This is a genomic window from Hymenobacter polaris (genome assembly GCF_012927305.1).
Lineage (GTDB): Bacteria > Bacteroidota > Bacteroidia > Cytophagales > Hymenobacteraceae > Hymenobacter > Hymenobacter polaris.
Genome location: NZ_JABBGH010000001.1, coordinates 343,586 through 363,188 on the forward strand (window position 1 = coordinate 343,586; position 19,603 = coordinate 363,188).

The 19,603-nt window shown below is 64.3% G+C and carries 15 protein-coding genes; 7 read left to right on the forward strand and 8 right to left on the reverse strand.

The window, feature by feature from the left end:
- Positions 1-2 precede the first annotated feature (2 nt).
- Positions 3-1,172, forward strand: a complete 1,170-nt coding sequence (gene lepB / locus HHL22_RS01390; RefSeq protein ID WP_169529182.1) for a signal peptidase I — start codon at positions 3-5, stop codon at positions 1,170-1,172.
- A gap of 429 nt (positions 1,173-1,601) precedes the next feature.
- Here lepB and HHL22_RS01395 read toward each other — a convergent pair whose 3' ends face one another.
- The 6 genes from HHL22_RS01395 to HHL22_RS23825 form a co-directional block, all read right to left on the reverse strand.
- Entirely contained in the window at positions 1,602-2,504 is a 903-nt protein-coding gene (locus tag HHL22_RS01395; protein WP_169529183.1) for a hypothetical protein, read from the reverse strand.
- A gap of 59 nt (positions 2,505-2,563) precedes the next feature.
- The gene (locus tag HHL22_RS01400) at positions 2,564-3,625 is read right to left on the reverse strand and encodes a fatty acid desaturase family protein (protein ID WP_169529184.1); all 1,062 of its coding nucleotides are present in this window, start codon (positions 3,623-3,625) and stop codon (positions 2,564-2,566) included.
- 865 nt (positions 3,626-4,490) lie between these two features.
- Positions 4,491-4,946, reverse strand: a complete 456-nt coding sequence (locus HHL22_RS01405) for a YsnF/AvaK domain-containing protein (RefSeq protein WP_169529185.1) — start codon at positions 4,944-4,946, stop codon at positions 4,491-4,493.
- A 133-nt stretch (positions 4,947-5,079) separates the two neighbouring features.
- Entirely contained in the window at positions 5,080-6,141 is a 1,062-nt protein-coding gene (locus HHL22_RS01410) for a hypothetical protein (protein WP_169529186.1), read from the reverse strand.
- Positions 6,142-6,212: 71 nt separating this feature from the next.
- Complete coding sequence (locus HHL22_RS01415) at positions 6,213-7,046, reverse strand: YsnF/AvaK domain-containing protein (protein ID WP_169529187.1); 834 nt, start codon at positions 7,044-7,046, stop codon at positions 6,213-6,215.
- Positions 7,047-7,519: 473 nt separating this feature from the next.
- Positions 7,520-9,232 carry a PAS domain-containing sensor histidine kinase gene (locus HHL22_RS23825; protein WP_241737939.1) on the reverse strand — a complete coding sequence of 571 codons (1,713 nt, stop codon included), beginning with the start codon at positions 9,230-9,232 and terminating at the stop codon, positions 7,520-7,522.
- 209 nt (positions 9,233-9,441) lie between these two features.
- Here HHL22_RS23825 and HHL22_RS01425 point away from each other — a divergent pair, with 209 nt between their 5' ends.
- Positions 9,442-9,765: a thioredoxin domain-containing protein gene (locus HHL22_RS01425; protein ID WP_169529188.1), complete on the forward strand. Its 324-nt coding sequence runs from the start codon at positions 9,442-9,444 to the stop codon at positions 9,763-9,765.
- A gap of 62 nt (positions 9,766-9,827) precedes the next feature.
- Here the strand turns inward: HHL22_RS01425 and HHL22_RS01430 are convergent, their stop codons facing one another.
- Positions 9,828-10,133: a hypothetical protein gene (locus HHL22_RS01430; protein ID WP_169529189.1), complete on the reverse strand. Its 306-nt coding sequence runs from the start codon at positions 10,131-10,133 to the stop codon at positions 9,828-9,830.
- Between the two features lie 329 nt (positions 10,134-10,462).
- On the opposite strand from HHL22_RS01430, the gene HHL22_RS01435 reads away from it, so the two are divergent.
- From HHL22_RS01435 to HHL22_RS01455, 5 genes are all read left to right on the forward strand, one after another.
- A complete protein-coding gene (locus HHL22_RS01435; protein WP_169529190.1) occupies positions 10,463-10,714 on the forward strand; it encodes a hypothetical protein in 252 nt (83 codons plus the stop codon).
- A 131-nt stretch (positions 10,715-10,845) separates the two neighbouring features.
- Positions 10,846-12,459, forward strand: coding sequence for an OmpA family protein (locus tag HHL22_RS24305; RefSeq protein WP_169529191.1), 1,614 nt, complete (start codon positions 10,846-10,848; stop codon positions 12,457-12,459).
- 342 nt (positions 12,460-12,801) lie between these two features.
- Entirely contained in the window at positions 12,802-14,322 is a 1,521-nt protein-coding gene (locus HHL22_RS01445; protein WP_169529192.1) for a trypsin-like peptidase domain-containing protein, read from the forward strand.
- Between the two features lie 337 nt (positions 14,323-14,659).
- Complete coding sequence (locus tag HHL22_RS01450; protein ID WP_169529193.1) at positions 14,660-15,586, forward strand: sterol desaturase family protein; 927 nt, start codon at positions 14,660-14,662, stop codon at positions 15,584-15,586.
- Between the two features lie 483 nt (positions 15,587-16,069).
- Positions 16,070-17,122, forward strand: coding sequence for a response regulator (locus HHL22_RS01455; RefSeq protein ID WP_169529194.1), 1,053 nt, complete (start codon positions 16,070-16,072; stop codon positions 17,120-17,122).
- A gap of 571 nt (positions 17,123-17,693) precedes the next feature.
- Here the strand turns inward: HHL22_RS01455 and HHL22_RS01460 are convergent.
- Entirely contained in the window at positions 17,694-19,595 is a 1,902-nt protein-coding gene (locus tag HHL22_RS01460; RefSeq protein ID WP_169529195.1) for a DUF294 nucleotidyltransferase-like domain-containing protein, read from the reverse strand.
- Positions 19,596-19,603: the final 8 nt, after the last annotated feature.

A 19,603-nucleotide genomic window follows, 5' to 3' on the forward strand; every position in this document is an offset into this window, starting at 1 on the left:
TTATGCTGTCCTTTCGCTCCCAGCGCCCGGCACCTCATGCCCAACCTCCGCAGCCCAAAAGTCAGTCGCGGGAGTGGCTGAATTCGCTGGTGTTTGCCGTGGTGGCGGCCACCCTCATTCGCTGGTCGGCGGTAGAGGCCTACGTCATTCCGTCGGAGAGCATGGAGCACTCGCTACTGGTGGGCGACTACCTATTCGTGAGCAAGCTGCACTACGGCCCCACCACGCCCCAAACGCCCCTGCAAGTACCCCTCACGCACCAGACCTTGCCGGGCCTAGGCTGGCCAAGCTACTCCGACCTCATCCAGCTGCCCACCTACCGGTTTCCGGGCTTTAGCTCGGTGCAGCGCAACGACGTAGTAGTTTTTCACGTGCCGCACGAGCAGCAGCGCCCGGCCGACTTGCGCACGTTCCTGGTTAAGCGCTGCATTGCCGTGGCTGGCGACACCCTCACGATTCGGCAGGGGCAGGTATTTCTGAACGGCCAGCCCAGCGTTGTGGCGGGCCAGCCCCAAACCACCTACTTCATGGCCGTGGCCCACCCCAACGACGAGGTGCGCCAAGCCCTGCACGACCACGGCGTAGTTGACTACACGCAGCCCGACGGCCTGCCCGCCGCTGTGGTAGACCCCGAAACGGGCACAACGGGCTACGTTATCAGCTGTCCCGCGCCCGTAGCCGCCTATTTCCGGCAGCAGCCCTACGTGCAGGCGCTCACGGTGGCGGGCGGCGTCCTCCCGGCCAATACCTTATTCCCCGATGCGGCCGATTTCCACGTGTCGGGCGCGCTAAGCGCCGCGCCGCGCGGCTGGCAGCTCGACAACTACGGCCCGCTGCCGGTGCCCAAGAAAGGTCAGACCATCCAGCTGACGCCCGCCAACGCCGCCATCTACTACAAAATCGTGAGTCAGTACGAGCACAACCAGGGCATTACCTGGCAGAACGGCATGATAGCCCAGCATGGCCGGCCGCTGACCAGCTACACCATCAAGCAGAACTACTACTTCATGATGGGCGACAACCGCCACAACTCGGAGGATTCGCGCTTCTGGGGCTTCGTGCCCGAAGACCACGTGGTGGGCAAGGCCGTGCTCGTCTGGTTTTCTCTAGACCCCTACGCCGACCTGCTGCACAAAATTCGCTGGAGCCGCCTGCTACGGCCGGTGAGCTAAAACAAGTTCAGCGTCAGTATAGGGTAGGGGCAGAGCTTATCTCCGCCCGTCGTTGCACGACCACTGTTGAACTGGCGCGACCGGCGGGCGGGGCAAGCCTCTAAACTGGATACTGACTACGAATTCGCTGTAAGTACGTAGAATAGCAAAATGCAAAGCAAATTCCCCACGGCGCAGTAGGGATTTAGCCGCACGGGGAAGCCTAGGGTAGGTTGTGCGGCTTAGGAAGTATGGTTACTAAACTGGTTTTCCGAACCCACTTCTTGAATCACTACTAAGGCCCGCCCAGTAGCGAATCATTAAGCTGGTTTTATAGGTCAGCCACTGCACCTTTTGAAACCTAGTTAAAACCCCAATTTAGTTTATTTGCCGTAAAGCGCGCTGCTCAAACTACCAGGGATGAAGTAACGGCCGGCCCACCCAGCCGGGCTACTCGCCGCCCGTGACCAGGGCCGTGCGGGCGTGGCGCAGCAGCTCGACGGTGGCTTCGGCCAGCAGCTCGTTGTGGGGAGTTAGCCCGTCGAGAAGTTCCAGCCAGGGATTCAGCCGGCTCAGAAAATCGCGGGAGTACAGGCCCAGCGCCCCGGCGGCCGGCAGGTAGTCCCAGGGTAGAAACGTGTTGAAGCGCTCCACCTGGTGGCGAAAGCCTGGCGGCAGCTCGCTGGCAGCGGGCAGCAGCACCCCATAGTCGAACTGCCAGCGCAAAGGGGCCTCGTAGAGGGCGGTGCACACGCCGGCGCGGTGGGTGCTGAAGGCGTAGGAAACGCCCCCGATTTCGCGGTCTTCGTTGCGGTCGCAGCCCAGCACAACCACTTTTAGCTGGCCTGGTCCGATGCCTTCGGCCCGCAGCTGCGCCAGCAGCCGCGGCACGGCCTGCGCCAGCGAGCGCCGGCACGCGGCCACCAAATACGCGAGGCGCGGGGCCGGGCGGGCGGCGGGCGGCGGAATCAGGCACAGGCGCTGCCGGGCAGACAGCTCATCATCACTGCACCCGAGGGGCATCCCGCCGAGGGTTTGCTGCCAGGTGGAGCGGGGAAATGGGCTGTGCTGAGTTGGCAGCAGGGTAAAGGCGGGGTCGGGGCCTAGGGGGCCGCGCACCCAGCGGCCCGCCTCAAAGTGGCAGCAGCCAGTAAGGCGGCCATCAAGCTGCAAGGTCAGCGGGCCCACCGGCACCACCCGGAAGCTGGCGCAGGTATCCAGCACGCGCCCCAGTAAGTGCGGCACGCCCACCAGCCCAGCTACGTCGACGCCGGGCGTCAGGGCCAGGGCGGGCGTGGGCGAGTGGGTAAGGAGCCCGTCGGGGCCTTTTGCCGGTAATGATAGCCTAGGCATGGGCGCTAACAAATGGGGGGCGTGAAAGAAGGCCAGCCGGGCGCGGCGGCGAAAAGCCGCTAGGCTGCCACCAGCTCGGGGCGGGGCAGGCGCTGGGTGCGGGCGCGCAGCAGGGCCGTAACCTGGGCCTCGGTGCGGGGGATGGGGCGCAGCTCCACGAAGTGGCGGGCCAGCAGGTCGTAGCGCTTGGCCATGAGGTAGCAGAAGACGTGCAGAAAATGAATGCCATCGAACACAATGGCTTCATTATCAATGTAAATTTGAATGTTCTGCCGGAAGCTGCGGGGGTGCTCGGTCCAGTGCAGGGCGGGGCGCAGGTGGTGGCTGACGTGGTAGCCATCGTTCCAGCACTGGTGGTTGTAGGGGGTGTTGAGGCAGGTGATGCTGCTGGTGTAGCAGTTATCGGGGCTCTCGGGCGCGATGAAAGCGTGCTGCGCCCAGTTGCCGAGCATCATGATGAAGCGCGACACCACGAACGGCACCGCGCACACGGCCAGCGTGGCGGGCAGGTTCAGCCAGGCCAGCCCCAGCGCCACGGCCAGGTAGGCCAGCTCGCCGCGCAGCAGGCGGCGGCGCAGCGCCAGCCGGTGGCGCCGGGTGAGGTAGCCCCAGAGCCGCACGGCCGCTAGCAGGAAAAAATCGCCGAAGTAGCGCAGAAAGCCCAGTGCCGAGTCGCGCTGGTAAAACATGGTCGAGCTTTCGTCCTCGGGCAGGTTGTTTTCGGCGTGGTGCATGCCTAGGTGGTGCACGAAATACGTTTCGGGCGTTTGCCCAAACAGCGGCCCTATTACCCACGGAATGTAGTAGTTAAGGTAGCCGTACTGCTTCTTGAACAGCACGCGGTGGCTGGTGCAGTGCAGCATCAGCCCAAACGGCCCCTTGTAGCGCAGCAGGCTCAGGTACCAGAACGCCGCCAGCGCCGCCCACCACGCCCCACCCCGCAGGGCCGGCACAAACAAAGCCACCGCCAGCGGCAGCACCGTGGCCGAGAGCTTTAGCAGCAGGTAGGCAAAGGGCAGGTCGCGCCGGTCTTGCAGGTAGCGCGCCAGGAAGTGGTCGAGCCGCGAGGGCACCGCCGGTTCTTGGTAGCCGGGGTCAGTGCAGGTGGTGAGTGCCTTCATACGCGCCGGTCAGGTAGAGGCGCACCTTTCGCGCGGCGGTCGGGCAGGGCACTGTAATCGGGGTGCGGCAGCGGGCTAAGTTGAGTGCGCCGGCCGGCCGGCCAGCGAGCTAAAGCCGGGCTAGCCCCTAGGGTAGCCGGGCCGGGTAGGTGGACGAGAATAAGCATACGAGCGGATAGGAGTAATTTGCTTTCGCAAAGCAACCTTGCCCGCTCTCCCTTTACCACCGCTAAACTACCCGTTTTGCGGGTGGCGACTACGAGATTCATTACCGTATTTATTCTCGGCAGGGTGCTATAAATACGGTGAATAATTATGTGGCTGCTTAGGGTTTTGCTATGAGAGCGAGTTGCCAAACCGCTTAAACAGGGAATCCTAAACAGCCTCATAAAAAAAGGAGGCCAGGGAATAAAATTCCCTGGCCTCCCCGTCAGCTCAAGCCAGCGCCCTAGGGGCGGGCAGGTTATTTACAATAGCTTGAAAAAGTACAGCGCCGCGCTAACTATCAGCAAGATGATACTCAGCGTAACCGTAGCAACTGCCGCAGGGGGCGTGGCGTGGGGAGGCGCTGCCGGCGTGCGGGCCACGGGTATAGAGCCCAGGTAGGCGGACGCTTTCGATTGAAAGGAGTAGTCGGCGCGGCCGCACGAGCGGAGCGTGGCGGCTACCAAGCCTAGGGCCACAAAAACAAAAGGAGAGCGAAACTTTTCAGAGGGATAGGGATGGGAAGAGTTGGATTGATGGTACTTGTTACAAGGACGGGACTCGGACGGACAGCTGCTAGTAGCTAGCTGCTTTTTCGACGTGCGGCCCGGCGCCAGAGAGCTGGAAACGAGCTACCAGCCTAGGCGAAGGAATTCACAGCTCAGAAAGGAAGGGTTGACTCCGACGAGGGCCCGGCCGCTGGCGCGTCGGCGTCGGGTGTGGTCAGGCGCTCATAGTGCACTTCTTCGTGGCGCAACTCCACGGTTTGAAGGTCCTGGGTGGTGAGCACCTGGGTGCGCACGTGCAGCTCCTCCACCAGCAGCAGGCGCTTGGTAACTACCAGTTCTTCGCGCAGCACGGGCACAATCATGGTGTCGCCCTCGTGGCGCACGGCGGGGGCCTCGTCCACGTAGCGGCCTACAGCGATACGCTGCACCTGCACCTGCTCCTGGCGCAGGGGCACCGCCACGGTTTGCGTTTCTACGTGCACGGTTTTGTGCAGCACCACGCGGCCGGTTTCCACCGTTTGCTTGTCCACGCGCAGCGTTTCGGCGACGACCGGGATGGTCTGCGCCGGGGCCGCGTCGGCGGGTGGCAGGGGTTCGGAGGGTTGCATAGGTTGGGGTAGGTAATGAGGAGCCGGCGGCGGCTTCCCCCAAAAAGGGCCTGTTCGGCAGGCGGGTAGCGCCAGGCTGGGACAGGCCCCAAAAGGCTGCCGCGCTTGCCGCTCAGGCCCTTTTTGGAGGAAGCTAGCTTACCTGCGTATCCGTTTCGGCGGTGCGGTCGGGGGTGGCAAGCCAGCCACCCGCGGCGGCGGCGGCGGCCCCCAGGCCCAGCCCTAGGGCGGCCAGCAGGGCGGCTTTGGACAAGCCCTCGGCGGCGGCGTCGCCTACCTGCCGGGCTTGCTGCCCGGCCTGGTCTTTCAGCTTGCCGAGCTTGGCCTGTGCCTGCTTGGCGGTTGAAATCCAGTTGTCGACAATCTGCTCCGACTCGGCGCGGCTCTTGCCGGTGCGCTGCATCACCACGTTCACGGCGGCGGTGCGGTCGGCGGCGTTACCGATGTTATCGGCCCGGCGGGTGAGGTTGTCGATGACGTCGTCGAAGTTGTCGCCGGTATTCTGGGGATTGGTGGCGCTTTGCTCGGCCCCGGCTTGCGCGTCGCGGCCGGCGGCGCGGGCCTGGGCTTCGAGGTTGTCGGGGTTGAGGGCGGGCTTGCCGGTCTGGCGCAGCAGCAGGCGGGCCTGCTGCTTAAGGTCGCTCAGGTCGATGCCCTGGCGTTGCAGCTCATTCTCAATGGCTTGGCCCGCCTGCGGGGCCACGGCCGCGATGCCCGAGCCCACGCCCGACAGCGTCCGGCCCACGATGCCCGTAACGCCGCCCACGACGCGGCCCACGGCCGTGGTGAGCAGGTAAAAGGTGAACAGCGTGACCACCGACCACGTGAGCAGGCCGTGTAGCATTCCGGTGGAAGACCGGGGCATCCCGGCCAGGCGGCCGGCCACGGTGGCCCCCAAAAAGAGCGAGCCCAGCATGGTAACCACCCACCAGATGGCGGCCCCCATGCCGATGCCCGACATGGGGTTTTGCTCGGTGAGCGGGTCGATGGTACCCAGGCCAATGCCCAGGCCCAGCAAGCTCAGGGCCAGCTGCAAGGCGATGGCCAGCACCGTGCCCGCCAACACCGCGCCCCACGAGATGCGCTTCATAGCCGGCAGCCGGGTGGGCGCGGCCACGGGCAGCGGCTCGGGCGGGGAGAAGGCCGCCACTACCGGCGGGCGCTCCAGGTTCGAAGAGTTAGAAGTAGGAGTCATAGTAGTAAGTAACAGTTAACTAAAAAGCTCCCCACCCATCCCAGCGGGACGGATAGGGAGCTTTTAAAAAATTAGGATTGCTTGGGGTTGCCCTGCTGGTTAGCGGGAATCTGCTCCACATCTACTTCGGTGTTGCGCACCGTTTCGTGGATGGTTTCTTCGCGCTCGGTCACGTTTTTGCCCAGCAATACTTCTTCCACCACGTGGGCTTCTTTGGCCACCACGGCGCGCTCGGCGCTTTCGGTCACGGTCAGGTCGCCTTCCTTAAAGGCCTTGAAATCGGCCTCGGTGGCGGGGCGGTTCACGGGGGTGCGTTGCACCGTTACGTGCTCTTCGCGCAGGCGCACGCTGGCCTCCACGGGCTTCTCCACGATGCGCGAGCGCAGGCGCACGCCGCCGGTTTGCTCGGTGCGCTTGCCTACTTCCAGCTTCTCTTCGATGACCTTGGCCGTCATGCCATCGGCCTTATCCTGGGCGGCTTGGGTGGCTTGGTTGCGCTGGTTGTCGTCCTGGCCGGCGGCGTAGTTCTTTTGCAGGCCGTACTCGGCGGCCTTGCTGTTCACATCGAGCGCGCCGGCATCGTCCAGGATATCAGCGGCCCGGTGGGCCTGCTCGGCGGTGTCCACGTGCACGGTCACGACCGAGTGGCCGCTGCGCGCTACTTCGGCATAGGTGCGGGCCTCGTCGTCGTCGCCCCCGAACAGCGAGCTGAAGAAGCCGCTGATGCCGTCATTATCGTCGTGTTGGCTAGGCTGGGTGCCAGTGGTGCCTGAGGGGCTGGTGCCGGGTACGGCCTGCGATATATCGACATAATTGCGCTCAAAACCGGCGGTGGAAAGTTTTTGAACGGCTTGCTTGGCTTCGTCAGCGGTGTTGAAGATGCCTACTACGGTTTGGTTTTTCATGCTAAAAAAACGGGAAAAGGGGGTGGAAATGAGAAGTGCAAGCGGCTGCCGTTTGGCGCAACGCAGCCACTCTGCCTGCCCCGGTGCTCGCTGGCGACTGGCGGCCCCTACCTAGCGGGGCCATTGCTGCCAGCGCCAACCCGGCCTGGGAGACTGCCTCAAAGCTACCGGCACTTAACCACGACCAAACATGACAAAACGCAGGCACAACCCATGACATTTGTCAAGTGCCGGTATGGGCGGGCGAGGTGCCTCACGCCATAGCCCCTAGGGCTGTTACGTTCTAGTTACTCGCCGGGCGTCAACCTCACCCCCTAGCCCCCTCTCCTTAGGGAGAGGGGGGACTAGCTTTAGTTTCAGAAACGGCGACTAGAATTTTAGAGCTAGAAGCTAGTTCCCCCTCTCCCGGAGGGGAGGGGGCTAGGGGGTGGGGTTGACGGGCGACGAGAGTCGGCCACGCTAGCGCCCCGCCCTCAATCCTCAGCGGGGGCGTATGGAATGGTCACCGTGAAGGTGGTGCCCACGCCCGGCTCGCTGGTCAGGTCCACGCTGCCGCTCATCAGCTCCAGGTACCGGGCGATGATGTAGAGCCCTAGGCCGGTGCCGGGCACGTAGGCGGTGGCACTAGCGCGGAAAAACCGCTCGAACAGGTGTTCCTGGTCTTCGGGCGCAATGCCCACGCCCTGGTCCTGCACGCTGAGCGTGAGCTGGTTGGCGCGGCACTGGGTGCGCACCGTCACCACCGAGTTTTCGCCCGAGTACTTGAGGGCGTTGGAGAGCAGGTTGAGCAGGATTTTGCGCAGCAGCGAGGCATCGAGCAGGATGGGGTCGGGGCAGTCGGCGTGCTGCACGATGGTTTGGCCGGGCTTGCAGAGGCCCTGCACAGCGGCCACGGTTTCGGCCAGCAGGGTGGCCGGGGTGAGGGGACCGGGGTGGGTTTCCAGCTTGCCTTCCTCGATGCGGCTCACCGACAAAAACTCCTCCAGCAGGTCGTTGAGTTGCGCCACGGCCGCGCCGATGTGCCCGAGGTGGCGCAGGCGCTGGGGCTGCTGGTCGGCGGTGGGGTAGTCGGCAATCAGCTCGGCCGAGGTGAGCACGGTGGTGAGCGGGGTGCGGAACTCGTGCGAGGCCATGCTCACGAAGCGCGACTTCAGCTCGCCCAGCTCCTGCTCGGCCACCAGGGCCTGGGTTAGGGCCTGGCGCTGCTTTTCCAGCTCGGTCATGGTCACGAGCAGGGCGTGGGTGCGATCGGCCACCTGGTGCTCGAGGTCGGTGTTGCTCAGGCGCAGCTGCTCCACGGCGGCGGCCAGCTCCTGGTTTAGCTCCTGCACCTGCTGGCGGGCCCGCACCAGCGACGTCACCTCGGTGGCCACGATGAGCACCCCGCTCACCAAGCCGGCCTCGTCGCGGATGGCCTGGAACATCAGGTTGTAATAAAACGGGTCGGGCCGGCCCGAGTTGGTGCGGTCCAGATGCACCAGCAGCTCGTCGGCCCGAAACGGCTCGCCCGTCCGGTACACCTCGTCGAGGCGCTCGAACAGCTGCTGGCCGGCCAGCTCCGGGGCGGCTTCGCGGCAGGGGCGGCCCAGCAGCGGGCGGTAGCCAAACGCCTGCCGGAAGCCCTCGTTCACCAGTTCGAGCAAGTGCTCGGGGCCGTGCAGCATGGCCAGGATGACGGGTGCCTGCGCAATGAGCCCCAGCAGGCGGCGGCGCTGGCTTTCGGCCGCCACCCAGGCGCTGCGCTCCTGGGCCTGGCTGGCCCGCAGCGCGGCCTCTACCGCGCTGCGGGGCTGCTCGGCGGTGTCGGTAAAGCTCACCAGCAGCCACGGCCCCTGGCGCTCGGCGGCCACGTAGAAGTAGCTATCGAGGCCATCGGCCTGGTAGTGCACGTTGTAGCGGCCCGCCTCGCCGGTTTCGTACACGCGGCAGTAGAAGGCCAGCACCCCGCTCTCGCCCAGGTGCGGGAAATGCGTGAGCAGCGTGCCACCCGGCCGCTCGGGCTGCCTGAGACTGCGCCGCCCGGCGGGGTTGAGGTACTCGACCGTAAAATCGACCAGCTCGCCCCCTTCCGGCGCGTACACCGGGCGCAGCAGCAGCACGGCCGCCAGCGACAGGTGGAGCAAAGCGGGCAGCAGCTCGGCCGGAAAGGCCGCGCCGGCCGGCAGCGGGGTAGTAGGAGTTGGCATAAAGGGCAGCGGATGGCCAGCAGGTGGCCCTAGGTATACGGGCGGCCGGCGATTCTGCCGACAAAAGCGCGATTGGCGGCCCGCGCCGGGGTACTTGACAAACGTCACGCTTCGGCCCCTTGCGCGTCATGTGAGGCTGCTCGCAGCAGCGGTTACATTTGGGCTTACACCTCGCTTCCGCGCTTATGCCCCTAGCCTCGTCCCCTGCCTTGCTCCCCCCCCAAGCGGCGGTGCTGCTGGTGCTGCTGCCCCTGGTGGCCGGGGGCCTGCGTCAGCAGGCGTGGGCCACGGCCACCAAGTTGCGCACGGCGCTTCAGCACCGGCTGGGAGCCGCCATTCAGGTGCTGGTGGTGGAGGAGGAAAACGACCCCGTGGTGGTGCGCAGCTTTCGGGCCGCGTCGCTGCCCACGTTTGTGCTGGTGCGGCACGGCATCGAGCTGTGGCGCCAGGCGGGCCTGCCCGAAGGCGAGGCCATTGCCGAACAGCTCTTGCGCCTGGCCGGCAGCCCACCCACACCCGGCAGCCTTGTTTAATGACTGGTGGTTGCGGGCAGCCCTAGGGTGGGGCCTTATGCCCTAGGGCCACCCAACACTCCCTAACCCAGGCTGACCAAGGCCGCCTTCGCTTGCAGCGCGGCGACCAGCAGGCCCGCCCCGGCTTCGGTACCGTCGTGCACTAGCGTGCCCCGCAGGTTGAACCGGGCCGAGAAAATGGCATAGACTACGGTATGGGGGGGCGCGTCCGCCGGGTGGTAGTGCCCGGTCACCTCAAACTCGTGGGCACCTAGCAGAATGGCCGAGCGCTGACCAGCCAGGCAGTCGGGCCGCAGGGTGAAGGTTTCGGTGTAGCCCGTGCGCAGCAGGGCCGCCAGGGTTTCGGAAAGGGTAGCAGAGTGCGTCATAAGTCAGGAAAACCGGGGTAAAAGGAGCTGGCGGGCCGGCGCAGCCGGGGCCGCGTAGCGGGGCAAGCACCCGCCCGCACCAAACCAGCACCGAATGAGGAGAAAGCAGGTCATCCTTAAAATTCGGTCCGCAGGCGCACCCTCGGCCATGACTTTAATTGTGTGATTCGATGATTTTTGTCAGGGCGCGCGGCCTGGGCGGGCCGCTACTTTTGACCTAGTCAACCACTAGCGCCGCAACTTTTGCGCCGCTCGTCACCCCAGTTGCTTTAGCTGGCTGGTGGCCGGCCCCCACCTAGGCGGCCACCCCATTCCCCCTCCCGCAAGCCGTGAAAAAACCTCATTCGCTGGCCGCCGCACTTTTCAGCGCCGCCGGTGCCCTGCTGCTGGCCGCCTGCAACGGCCCAGCCCCGGCCCAGGTAGCCGATGCGTCCACCCAGACCGCGCCCACCAAAGCGCCCATACCCGATTCGGCGGCCCCCGCCGCAGCTCCCTCCAGGGCTACGGGGGCCGCCGTGCCCTTCGTGGGCCAGCCGGGAGTAGGCGCGGCCCTGCGCGCGGCGGCGGCCAAAAACCACTAGGCCCGCTGCCCGGCCAAACGCCGAATCACAAGCTAATAAACTCATAATCAATAGTTTTTTTTCGGGGAAACAGCATTCGCTCGACACGGGCGCGCGGTTGCCCCCAACCCTCACGTAACATCTCCTTCGGCATGAAACACCATCTTTATACAGCGGCCCTGCTTAGTCTAGGTGGGCTGGCCGCCTCTCCGCAGGCGCAGGCCCAAACCGCCGAGCGCAAAACCGCCATCGGCCTGCACGCCAATGCCACGCAGTACCGGGGCGACCTGGGCAACCGGTTCTGGAACTTCCAGAACATGCCCTATAGCGGCGGCATCGACATTACCCGCTACGTGGGCAAGGTGCTCGATATCAAGCTCGACCTCGACTACCTGCGCCTGCGCTACCCGGCCGATGAAAACAACGCCGGGGTTGGCCCGCGCTTCCGGGCGCAGCTGTACCAGGCTGGGTTAGGCTTCAAGATTAAGGCCCCCATCAACGACAACTTCTTCCTGCACCCCTACGTGCTGATTGAGCCGGGCTTTGCCTGGGTGCTGGCCGACCGCTACGCTAGCACCACGGCAGCCAACAACTTCACCCGCTTCGGCAGCTTCACCGGCCAGCTGGGCGGTGGTCTCGATTTTCACCTTGGCCAGGGCGCCGTACTCTTTTTGCAGGCTACGCAAGGCTACCTGCAAACCACCGACGACCGCCTCGACGGGATAGATAACAACGCCACTACCTTCTGGGATAAGAAGGACCGCTACCTCAACTTCTCGGCCGGCGTGCGCGCCAACCTGGGCCAGGCCCAGGATACCGACGGCGATGGCGTATCGGACAAGAAAGACAAGTGCCCCGGCACGCCCACGGGTGTAAAAGTGGACTTAAACGGCTGCCCGCTCGACCGCGACGGCGACGGCGTGGCCGACTACCAGGACAAGTGCCCCGATGTAAAAGGCCTGGCTGCCCTGCAGGGCTGCCCCGATACCGACAACGACGGCGTGGCCGACAGCGACGACAAGTGCCCCAACACCCCGGCCGGCGTGCGCGTCGATGCCTCGGGCTGCCCGCTCGACTCGGACGGCGACAAGGTGCCCGACTTCCAAGATAAGTGCCCCAACACGCCCAGCGGCGTGCAGGTAGATGCCAGCGGTTGCCCGCTCGACCGTGACGGCGACGGCGTGCCCGACTTCCAGGACCGCTGCCCCGACCGCGCCGGCCCGGCCAGCAACAAAGGCTGCCCCGAGATGAAGGCCGAGGCCAAGAAGACCCTCAACGAGGCCACCAAGTATATTCAGTTCAACTTCGACAAGGCAACCCTGAAGCCCAGCTCGTATCCGAAGCTGCAGCAGATGGTGCAGATACTCAACGAGTACCCCGACTACTCGCTCAGCATTGCCGGCCATACCGATAGCAAGGGCGATGACAACTACAACCTGCGCCTGAGCTACGAGCGAGCCACGACGGCCCGCACCTACCTGCTCAGCAAAGGCATCGCCGCCGAGCGCATCGAGGCCCGCGGTTACGGCGAAACCAAGCCCATCGCCACCAACGACACCGACGCCGGCCGCGCCCTCAACCGCCGCGTCGACTTCGACCCCTACCTGACCGGCGAAGCCAACGCCGCCGAGGCGAAATACGGCCCCGCCCCCACGGTAGCCGAGTTGCTGCAACAAGGCAAAACCTCGCCCGCCCCCAAGAAGGCCCCGGCCAAGAAAGCCGCTACTCGCAAGCCGGCCGCCCGCAAAGCCCCTAGGCGCCGCTAAGCGCTAGCCGCTAGCCCCTTGCCCTAGGCCCCACCTGCCCCGTTTCAGCGGCGCGCGGGTGGGGCCCTTGGCTTTGCGGGCCGCGGGCCCGTAGGGGTAAAATGGAGTGGCCATCTATTCTACTACGCAGGCATACGATTCTACTTTCTTACTCAGCAGCTTGCTACGGGAAATCTCTTTTTCACCAGCTGAACCAGCCTGGGCCGCGGGCTTCTGGCTGCTGTCCCTCGCCTGACCTAGGCGCAGCGCCCTGAAAACGCCCGGGCGGCCTTCCCTCGTAAAGACAAAAACCTGCCAAAACCTGCCTACTTCCCAAACAGGTTTCTTATGTAGTAAGTACGTATGAAGAAAATACAATCGACCACCGGGCTGCTGGCCGGTATTTTTGGCGCGGCGCTGCTCCTAGGGGGCTGCTCCGGCAAAACCGGCAAGCAAGGCCCGGCGACGGCCGGAGCCCCAGCCCCTACCACCGGGTCGCCTTTGCAAATAACCACTGCGCCGGCGAGCAGCGCGCCCAGCCCGATGGCCGATTTTGTAGTAGCCGCCCGCGTGGCCAGCCCCGCTGTGGTGCACATTAAAACCACGTATGCCGCGACCCCGGAAACCGAGGCCTACGGCCAGCCCTACGGAGCACCCGGCGGCGAGCGGGTGGCGCGGGCCTCCGGCTCGGGCATCCTCATCACCCCCGATGGCTACATCGCCACCAACAACCACGTGGTGGAAAACGCCAGCGCCATCCAGGTCATTCTGCCCGACAAGCGCCAATTTGCGGCCGAGTTGGTGGGCCGCGACCCCAACACCGACCTGGCCCTGCTTAAAATCGCCGCTACCGAGCTGCCGACGCTGCAGTTTGGCAACTCCGACAGCGTGCAGGTGGGCCAGTGGGTGGTGGCCGTGGGCTACCCCTTCTCGCTCAATACCACCGTCACGGCCGGCATCGTGAGCGCCAAGGCCCGCAGCATCGGCATCATCAACCGGCCCCGCCGCAGCAACGACGGCGAGCCGGACCAAGCACCCGCCGGCAACGCCGGGGTTGAGTCGTTTATCCAGACCGACGCGGCCATCAACCCCGGCAACAGCGGCGGCGCGCTCGTCAATACCCGCGGCGAGCTGGTGGGTATTAACTCGGCCATCGCCTCGCAAACCGGCAGCTACGCGGGCTACGCCTTTGCCATTCCGGTGAACCTAGCCAAGAAGATACTGGGCGACTTGCAGCAGTTCGGCACGGTGCGGCGCGGGGTGCTGGGGGTGGCGTTTCCGGCCCCGGCCGCCGAAGAGCAGTACCTCCGCCAGCAAGGCTTGCAGCCGGGCGCGGTGGCGGGGGTCTACATCACGGGGGTGCTGCCGGGCAGCGCCGCGGCCACAGCCGGCCTGCGCGAAGGCGATGTGATTCAACGCATTGATGGGGTCACGCTCAGTTCGTCGGCCGAGTTTTCGGAGCGCGTGGCCCGGCACCGCCCCGGCGACGTGGTGCAGCTCACTTACCTGCGCGACCGCACCCCCAGCACCGTGTCGGTGACGCTGAAGGGCGAGCCAACTACGGCCGAAGCCCCCAGCAATACGGCCGCGCTGACTACTATCCGCGAGAAGCTGGGCGCGCGCTTCGCGCCGCTCCCCGATGCGCTCCGGCAGCGCTACCAGCTGCGGGCGGGGGTGCTGGTGGCGGAGGTGCGCGAGGGCGGCTTCTTCGCGCAGCTGGGCGTGCCCAGCGGCACGGTCATCGCCTTCATCAACGGCCAGTCCATCGCCACGCCCCAGGACATCGACGCGGCGCTGCTAGCCGCCCAGCGGGGCCTGATTCAACTGCTGGCCATTGCTCCCGATGGCTCCAGGGTGGTCTTCAACTTCTCGCTAGGCACGTAGTAGCTCGGCCTGTAGCTTGAACTACAAAGTCCAAACTACATCAGTTGCCACTCGGCCGGTTATACCGGGTTATCGGTGTTGCTGATTCTCGCTTACTTCTGCCATTCAGCGGCTGGTGGGGCGGGGCGCCTGACTGTTTCACGTCAGGAAGCAGCCTAGGCCCCCTTTCGCCACTTGATGGATGTCATGCCCGGTGGCGGGGTTTGTCATGGAGCCGGCCACCGCGCAGGCAGAATTTTAGGGCAATTCAAATTCTGGGTCATCCACCACGCCGACGGCACTCGCTTGCTCGCCGCTCCGCTGGCCTAGGTGCTTGCGCCTCTTATTACTGTTTGCCATGGAATTTTCTGACCCGAAAGTCTACCTCATACCGCTGGGGGCCGCTTTTATCTTGCTAGAGGTGGTGCTGAGCGCCCGCCACGACGAGCACCTCTACGACTGGCGCGACTCGGCGGCCAGCGCCAGTATGGGCCTGGTAGCCACCCTCATCGGTATTGTCACCAAAGCCGGCACGCTGGCTGTTTTCTACGTTGTGTTCACGGCGCTGAGTTCGTTGCGGCTGCGCTGGCTGGGCTACGACGCGCTGAGCGCCACCTCAGTGGGGGCGTGGGTGCTGCTGCTGTTCGGCGACGACCTGAGCTTTTACTGGCACCACCGGCTCAGCCACACGGTGCGGGTGCCGTGGGCGGCGCACGTGGTGCACCACTCGTCGCGGCACTTCAACCTGGGCACGGCGTTTCGCAACGGCTGGGTGGTGTTTTTCTACAAGCCCCTGTTCTGGCTGTGGCTGCCGGCGCTGGGCTTTCCACCGGTGATGGTGGTGCTGGCCATGTCGCTCAGCTCACTCTACCAGTTTTTTCTGCACTCGCAGAAAATTCCGCACCTGGGCTGGGTCGAGAAAGTGTTTAATACCCCGCAGCTGCACCAGGTGCACCACGCCTGCAACTGCGCCTTTCTCGACAAAAACCACGGCGGCATCCTCATCGTCTGGGACCGCCTTTTTGGCACTTACCTCGACAGCCGCCACCCCGAGCCGCGGCAGTTTGGGGTGCTCTCGCCGCCCGCCTCGCACCACCCCTGGGCCATTTTTGCCCACGAGTTTGAGCACCTCGGGCACGATGTGCGGCAGGCCACCTCGTGGTCCGATAAGCTGAAGTACGTGTTCTACCCGCCCGGCTGGGCCCCCAATAATGCGGGCCAGACGGCCCGGCAGCTGCAACAGCACCTGGCACCCTCAAGCCCTGGCGTAGCAGCAAAGGCATAGCGGGAGCTGTTGCAACAAGCTGGTTGCCCTGCAGGCGTGCGCAAGCCAGGCCTAGGGCAGTTGTTGGGTTGCCGTATCGTACTGTGGGCCAGCAGGCTAGCATTGAGTGCTACTCCTTGCTAGCCTGCTGGCCCACAGTCCGTATAGTAGAGCAGTGCGGCCTTTTGGTGCGCGCGTTATTCGTAATTGGTGCGCACGCCCCTAACACCCGCGCCCTGCCTGCCCGGATTACCAGGGCCCGCGCTATGGTCCTGCGAACTCCAAAATTATCCTAAAATATAACCAAAAAGTTATCGCCCGCCGCCGCCGGGCCGTATGACACCTGGCAGGTAGTCGGGGTGATGCTAGTGAGGTCCGGTTGCCCCCTAGGGTCTGCGGGCGGCTAGGTACGTGGACAGGTTGCCGCTTCTGGTTGCTTGCGCGGCCGGGCTGCGCCGGGTTGCTTTCGGCCAAGTGGCTCCCCCTTTTTAGCTTATGCTTGCCATGTCCACTATCCTCCTTATTGAAGACCACCAAATCATTCGGGAAAACACCGCCCAGCTGCTGGAGCTGGCCGGCTACACCGTGCAAGCGGCCGAAAACGGCGAACTGGGCGTGCAGCTGGCCCTGGCCGCCCGGCCCGATTTGGTGATTTGCGATATTATGATGCCCGTGCTCGACGGCTACGGCGTGCTCCAGATTTTCAATCAGCACCCGCAGCTGCTGGGCGTGCCCTTCATCTTCCTCACTGCCAAAACCGACCTGGCCGACCGGCGGCGCGGTATGGCCCTGGGAGCCGACGACTACCTAAGCAAGCCATTCAAAAAAGCGGATTTGCTCAGCGCCGTGAGCGGGCGGCTCAGCCGCTTCCGGCAGCTGCACCCAGTGCCCGGCCCCGGTGCGGAAAGCCTGCCCGCGCTGCCGGATGAAGCCCCGCCCGCTGGCGACCTGGCCGACCTGTCGCTGGACCGCAAGGCCCACCTGATTCGCAAAAAGCAAAGCATTTACCTCGAAGGCGACGAATCGACGCGCCTTTACTTCGTGCAGCGCGGCCGGGTGAAAATCGTGAAAACCACCGCCGCCGGCAAGGAGCTGATTGTGGGCCTGCACGGCCCCGGCGAGTTTTTCGGCCACCTGCCGCTGCTGCAACACACCCCGCACACCGATTCGGCCATCGCCGTAGACGAGTCGGAGCTGCTTTATATTCCGCAGGAGGAGTTTACAGCGCTGCTGCGCAACCCGGCGGTGGGCCGGCAGCTGGTGCACCGGCTGGCGGGCCAAGTGAGCGAGCAGGCCGAGCAGCTACTGGCCCTGGCCTACAACTCCATTCGCCGGCGCGTGGCCGATACGCTGGTGCAGCTGCACGAGCAGGCCGGCGGCGCGGGGGCCGACGCCACCATCCAGCTCACCCGCGACGACATGGCCGCCCTGGTGGGCACCGCCCCCGAGTCACTGAGCCGCACGCTCAACGAGTTCAAGCACGACGGCCTGATTGCGCTGACACCCAACACCATCCATGTCCTGGAGCCCGAGAAGATGCGCCGGGCGCGCTGGTAGGCCCGCTTTGAACGAGTACGGTGCGCAGGCGTTAGCGCGCGTAGCAGCTTAGTGGTGAGTCTTAGGCAGCCGGTTGTCAACCAGCCCGCGCTATTCTACGCGTCTGCCAACGCGGCTACTAACGGTAAGGGCGACGCTGGCCCCGGTAGGGTGAGGCCAGGAGTTATTACACGCAGCAGACACAACCGCTTGGCTTGCTCGGCGCGACAAGCCTTATCCGTGCGGGTGAAAAAGCGCAGTCCCTTGAGCCACTCGGCAATATAGGAGTAGTTAAAGCCTTTCTTGCACAGCAATGGAAGGCACGCCGCTGCCCGCTCGCTATGCTCATGGGCCAATTTCTGGTTTCGTCTCCGCTGCGTGGCTGCCGGCATGAGATTAGCCGGCGTACTGGAGGATGGTCTTTTTTTAATTCCGTGGTTTCATTCCTTGACATAAGGTCTGTTCCCAGGCAATCCTTAGAAAAAATAATAGGATTTGGCTCTTCAATACTACACTTGCTCTGCTATTTGTAGAGGGTGCAATGCTAGTAACGCACTGCTCACCATCACGCAACAAATGTTATTGACTACTGCTACAGCATCTTCGCAAAATTCACTTTAATTTTCAATTGGAAATCCTCTATTACCTTGAAGATTTCTTTCAGCGTCACGCGCTCCACTTTCGTTAAGGTTTTGGGGTCTAGGTAGTTGTCGGGCGGCTGCTTGGCGTTCATCATCTGGGTGGCCTGCTTTTTCAGGCGCATGCCCATCAGGTAGTAGTAGGCCTGCACCAGCTCCTGGTATTCCTTCTCGCTGAACACGTCGAGCTGGCGCAGGGCCCCTAGGCGCTGGCCGGTGTTGGTGGCGAAGACGCGGTTTTTGAGGGCGAATACGCGCACCAAATCCACGATGGGCGACATGACGCGCTTGAGGTTGATGACCTGCTGGTCGCCCACGGCGAAGGTGCGGATGTTGTTGAAGAAGGTGAGCGGCGGTTGGTACTGCAACGCATTGGTGGCCATGAAGTGCAGAAAGCGGTCGAGCGGCTTTTGCAGCTCGGCATCCAGAAAGTCGCGCAGCTCGTCTAGGATGTCGGCCTCGCCGTAGAGGTAGCGGATGTCGAAAAACGCCGCGAAGCGCATCACGTTCTCGGGGTTCGACTCGCGCAGCCAACCCTGGTAGTTGCGCTTCCAGTGCGAGAGCGAGTGCGTCCACTTCGGGTTTTTGGCCATCAGCCCGCCGTCGCAGAAGCTGAAGCCAATGCCGTCGAGGCGGTCGCTCACCTGCTCGGCAAAGGCCAGGAAATACGCGCGCACTTCCTCGCGGTGCTCGTTGGCCTTGTCTTCGTAAATGATAGCGTTGTCTTGGTCGGTGAGCAGGGTTTGCTCTTGCCGGCCCTCCGACCCTAGGACCACGAACACGAACTTGGCCGGCGGCGGCCCCATCTCCTGAATCACCGTTTCAATGACCTTCAGGGCGATGGTGTCGGCCACGGTGGTGATGACCTGGTTCACGATTTCGGGCTTCACGCCGCGGTCGAGCAGCTGAAACACGATGTCGGGCACCTTCTGCCAGCGCAGCTTCAGCTCGCGCCCGCTCACGGCCTGCCTCACGCCCTGAATAAACAGGAATGGCGACTGCGCCTGCTCGGCCAGCAGCTTGTTGCGGCTGATGAACCCTAGGTACTCGCCGCCGCGCGCCACCAGCAGGTAGCGCGTCTTGGTGCGGAACATCAGCAGCAGGGCCTCATACACAAACGAGTCGGCGCTGACCTCGCGGGTGGGCGCGTCGAGGTAGGTGGCGATAGGCAGGCGCGCATCCCCTAGGCCCGCTACCACCTTGTCGCGCAAGGTGATATCCGTGACGTAGCCCACGATGGTGCGCTCGTCGTCGCCCAGCACGAAGTAGCAGCTGGTGCGGGCGCGGGCCATGAGGCGGGCTACCTCGTGGGTGGGGGTGTGGCCGGGGCAGGCCAGCACCGGACGCAGCTCCACGGCTTCCATGCGGCGCGAGTACAGCTCGTCGGCCGCGATGAAGTTTTGGGGCGCCTGGGGGCCCGGCTGCACCAGGTCGGCGTACTCGGGGTCGAGCATCAGCCGGCCGTAGCGGCTGGTGAAGTAGTGGAAAAACGCCTCGTAGCCCAGGCACAGCCCCCGAAAATCGTGGCGGTGCAAGAAGTACACCCGCGTGCCGGCCCGGGCCCGCACCGTGCGCAGCGAGCGCTTTTTATTGAGCAGCACCGACACCCCGCCGTAGCACTCGCTGGGCCCGTACACCTCGGGCAGGCGCTGCTGCTGCTGGGCATCGAAGAAGAACGTGTCGTAGGCCCCGCTCACAATGAGGTCCACGCCGCGCAGCTTGCTTTCGCCCTGGCGGTAGATGATGGTTTCGCGCGGGTGAATGACTTCGACGAGCAGACTGGCTACTTCCTCCTGCACCTCGGGCGGCAGCAGGTTAAAGGGCGCTACGGTGCGCAGAAAAGCAAGACGCTCCATTAGTGACT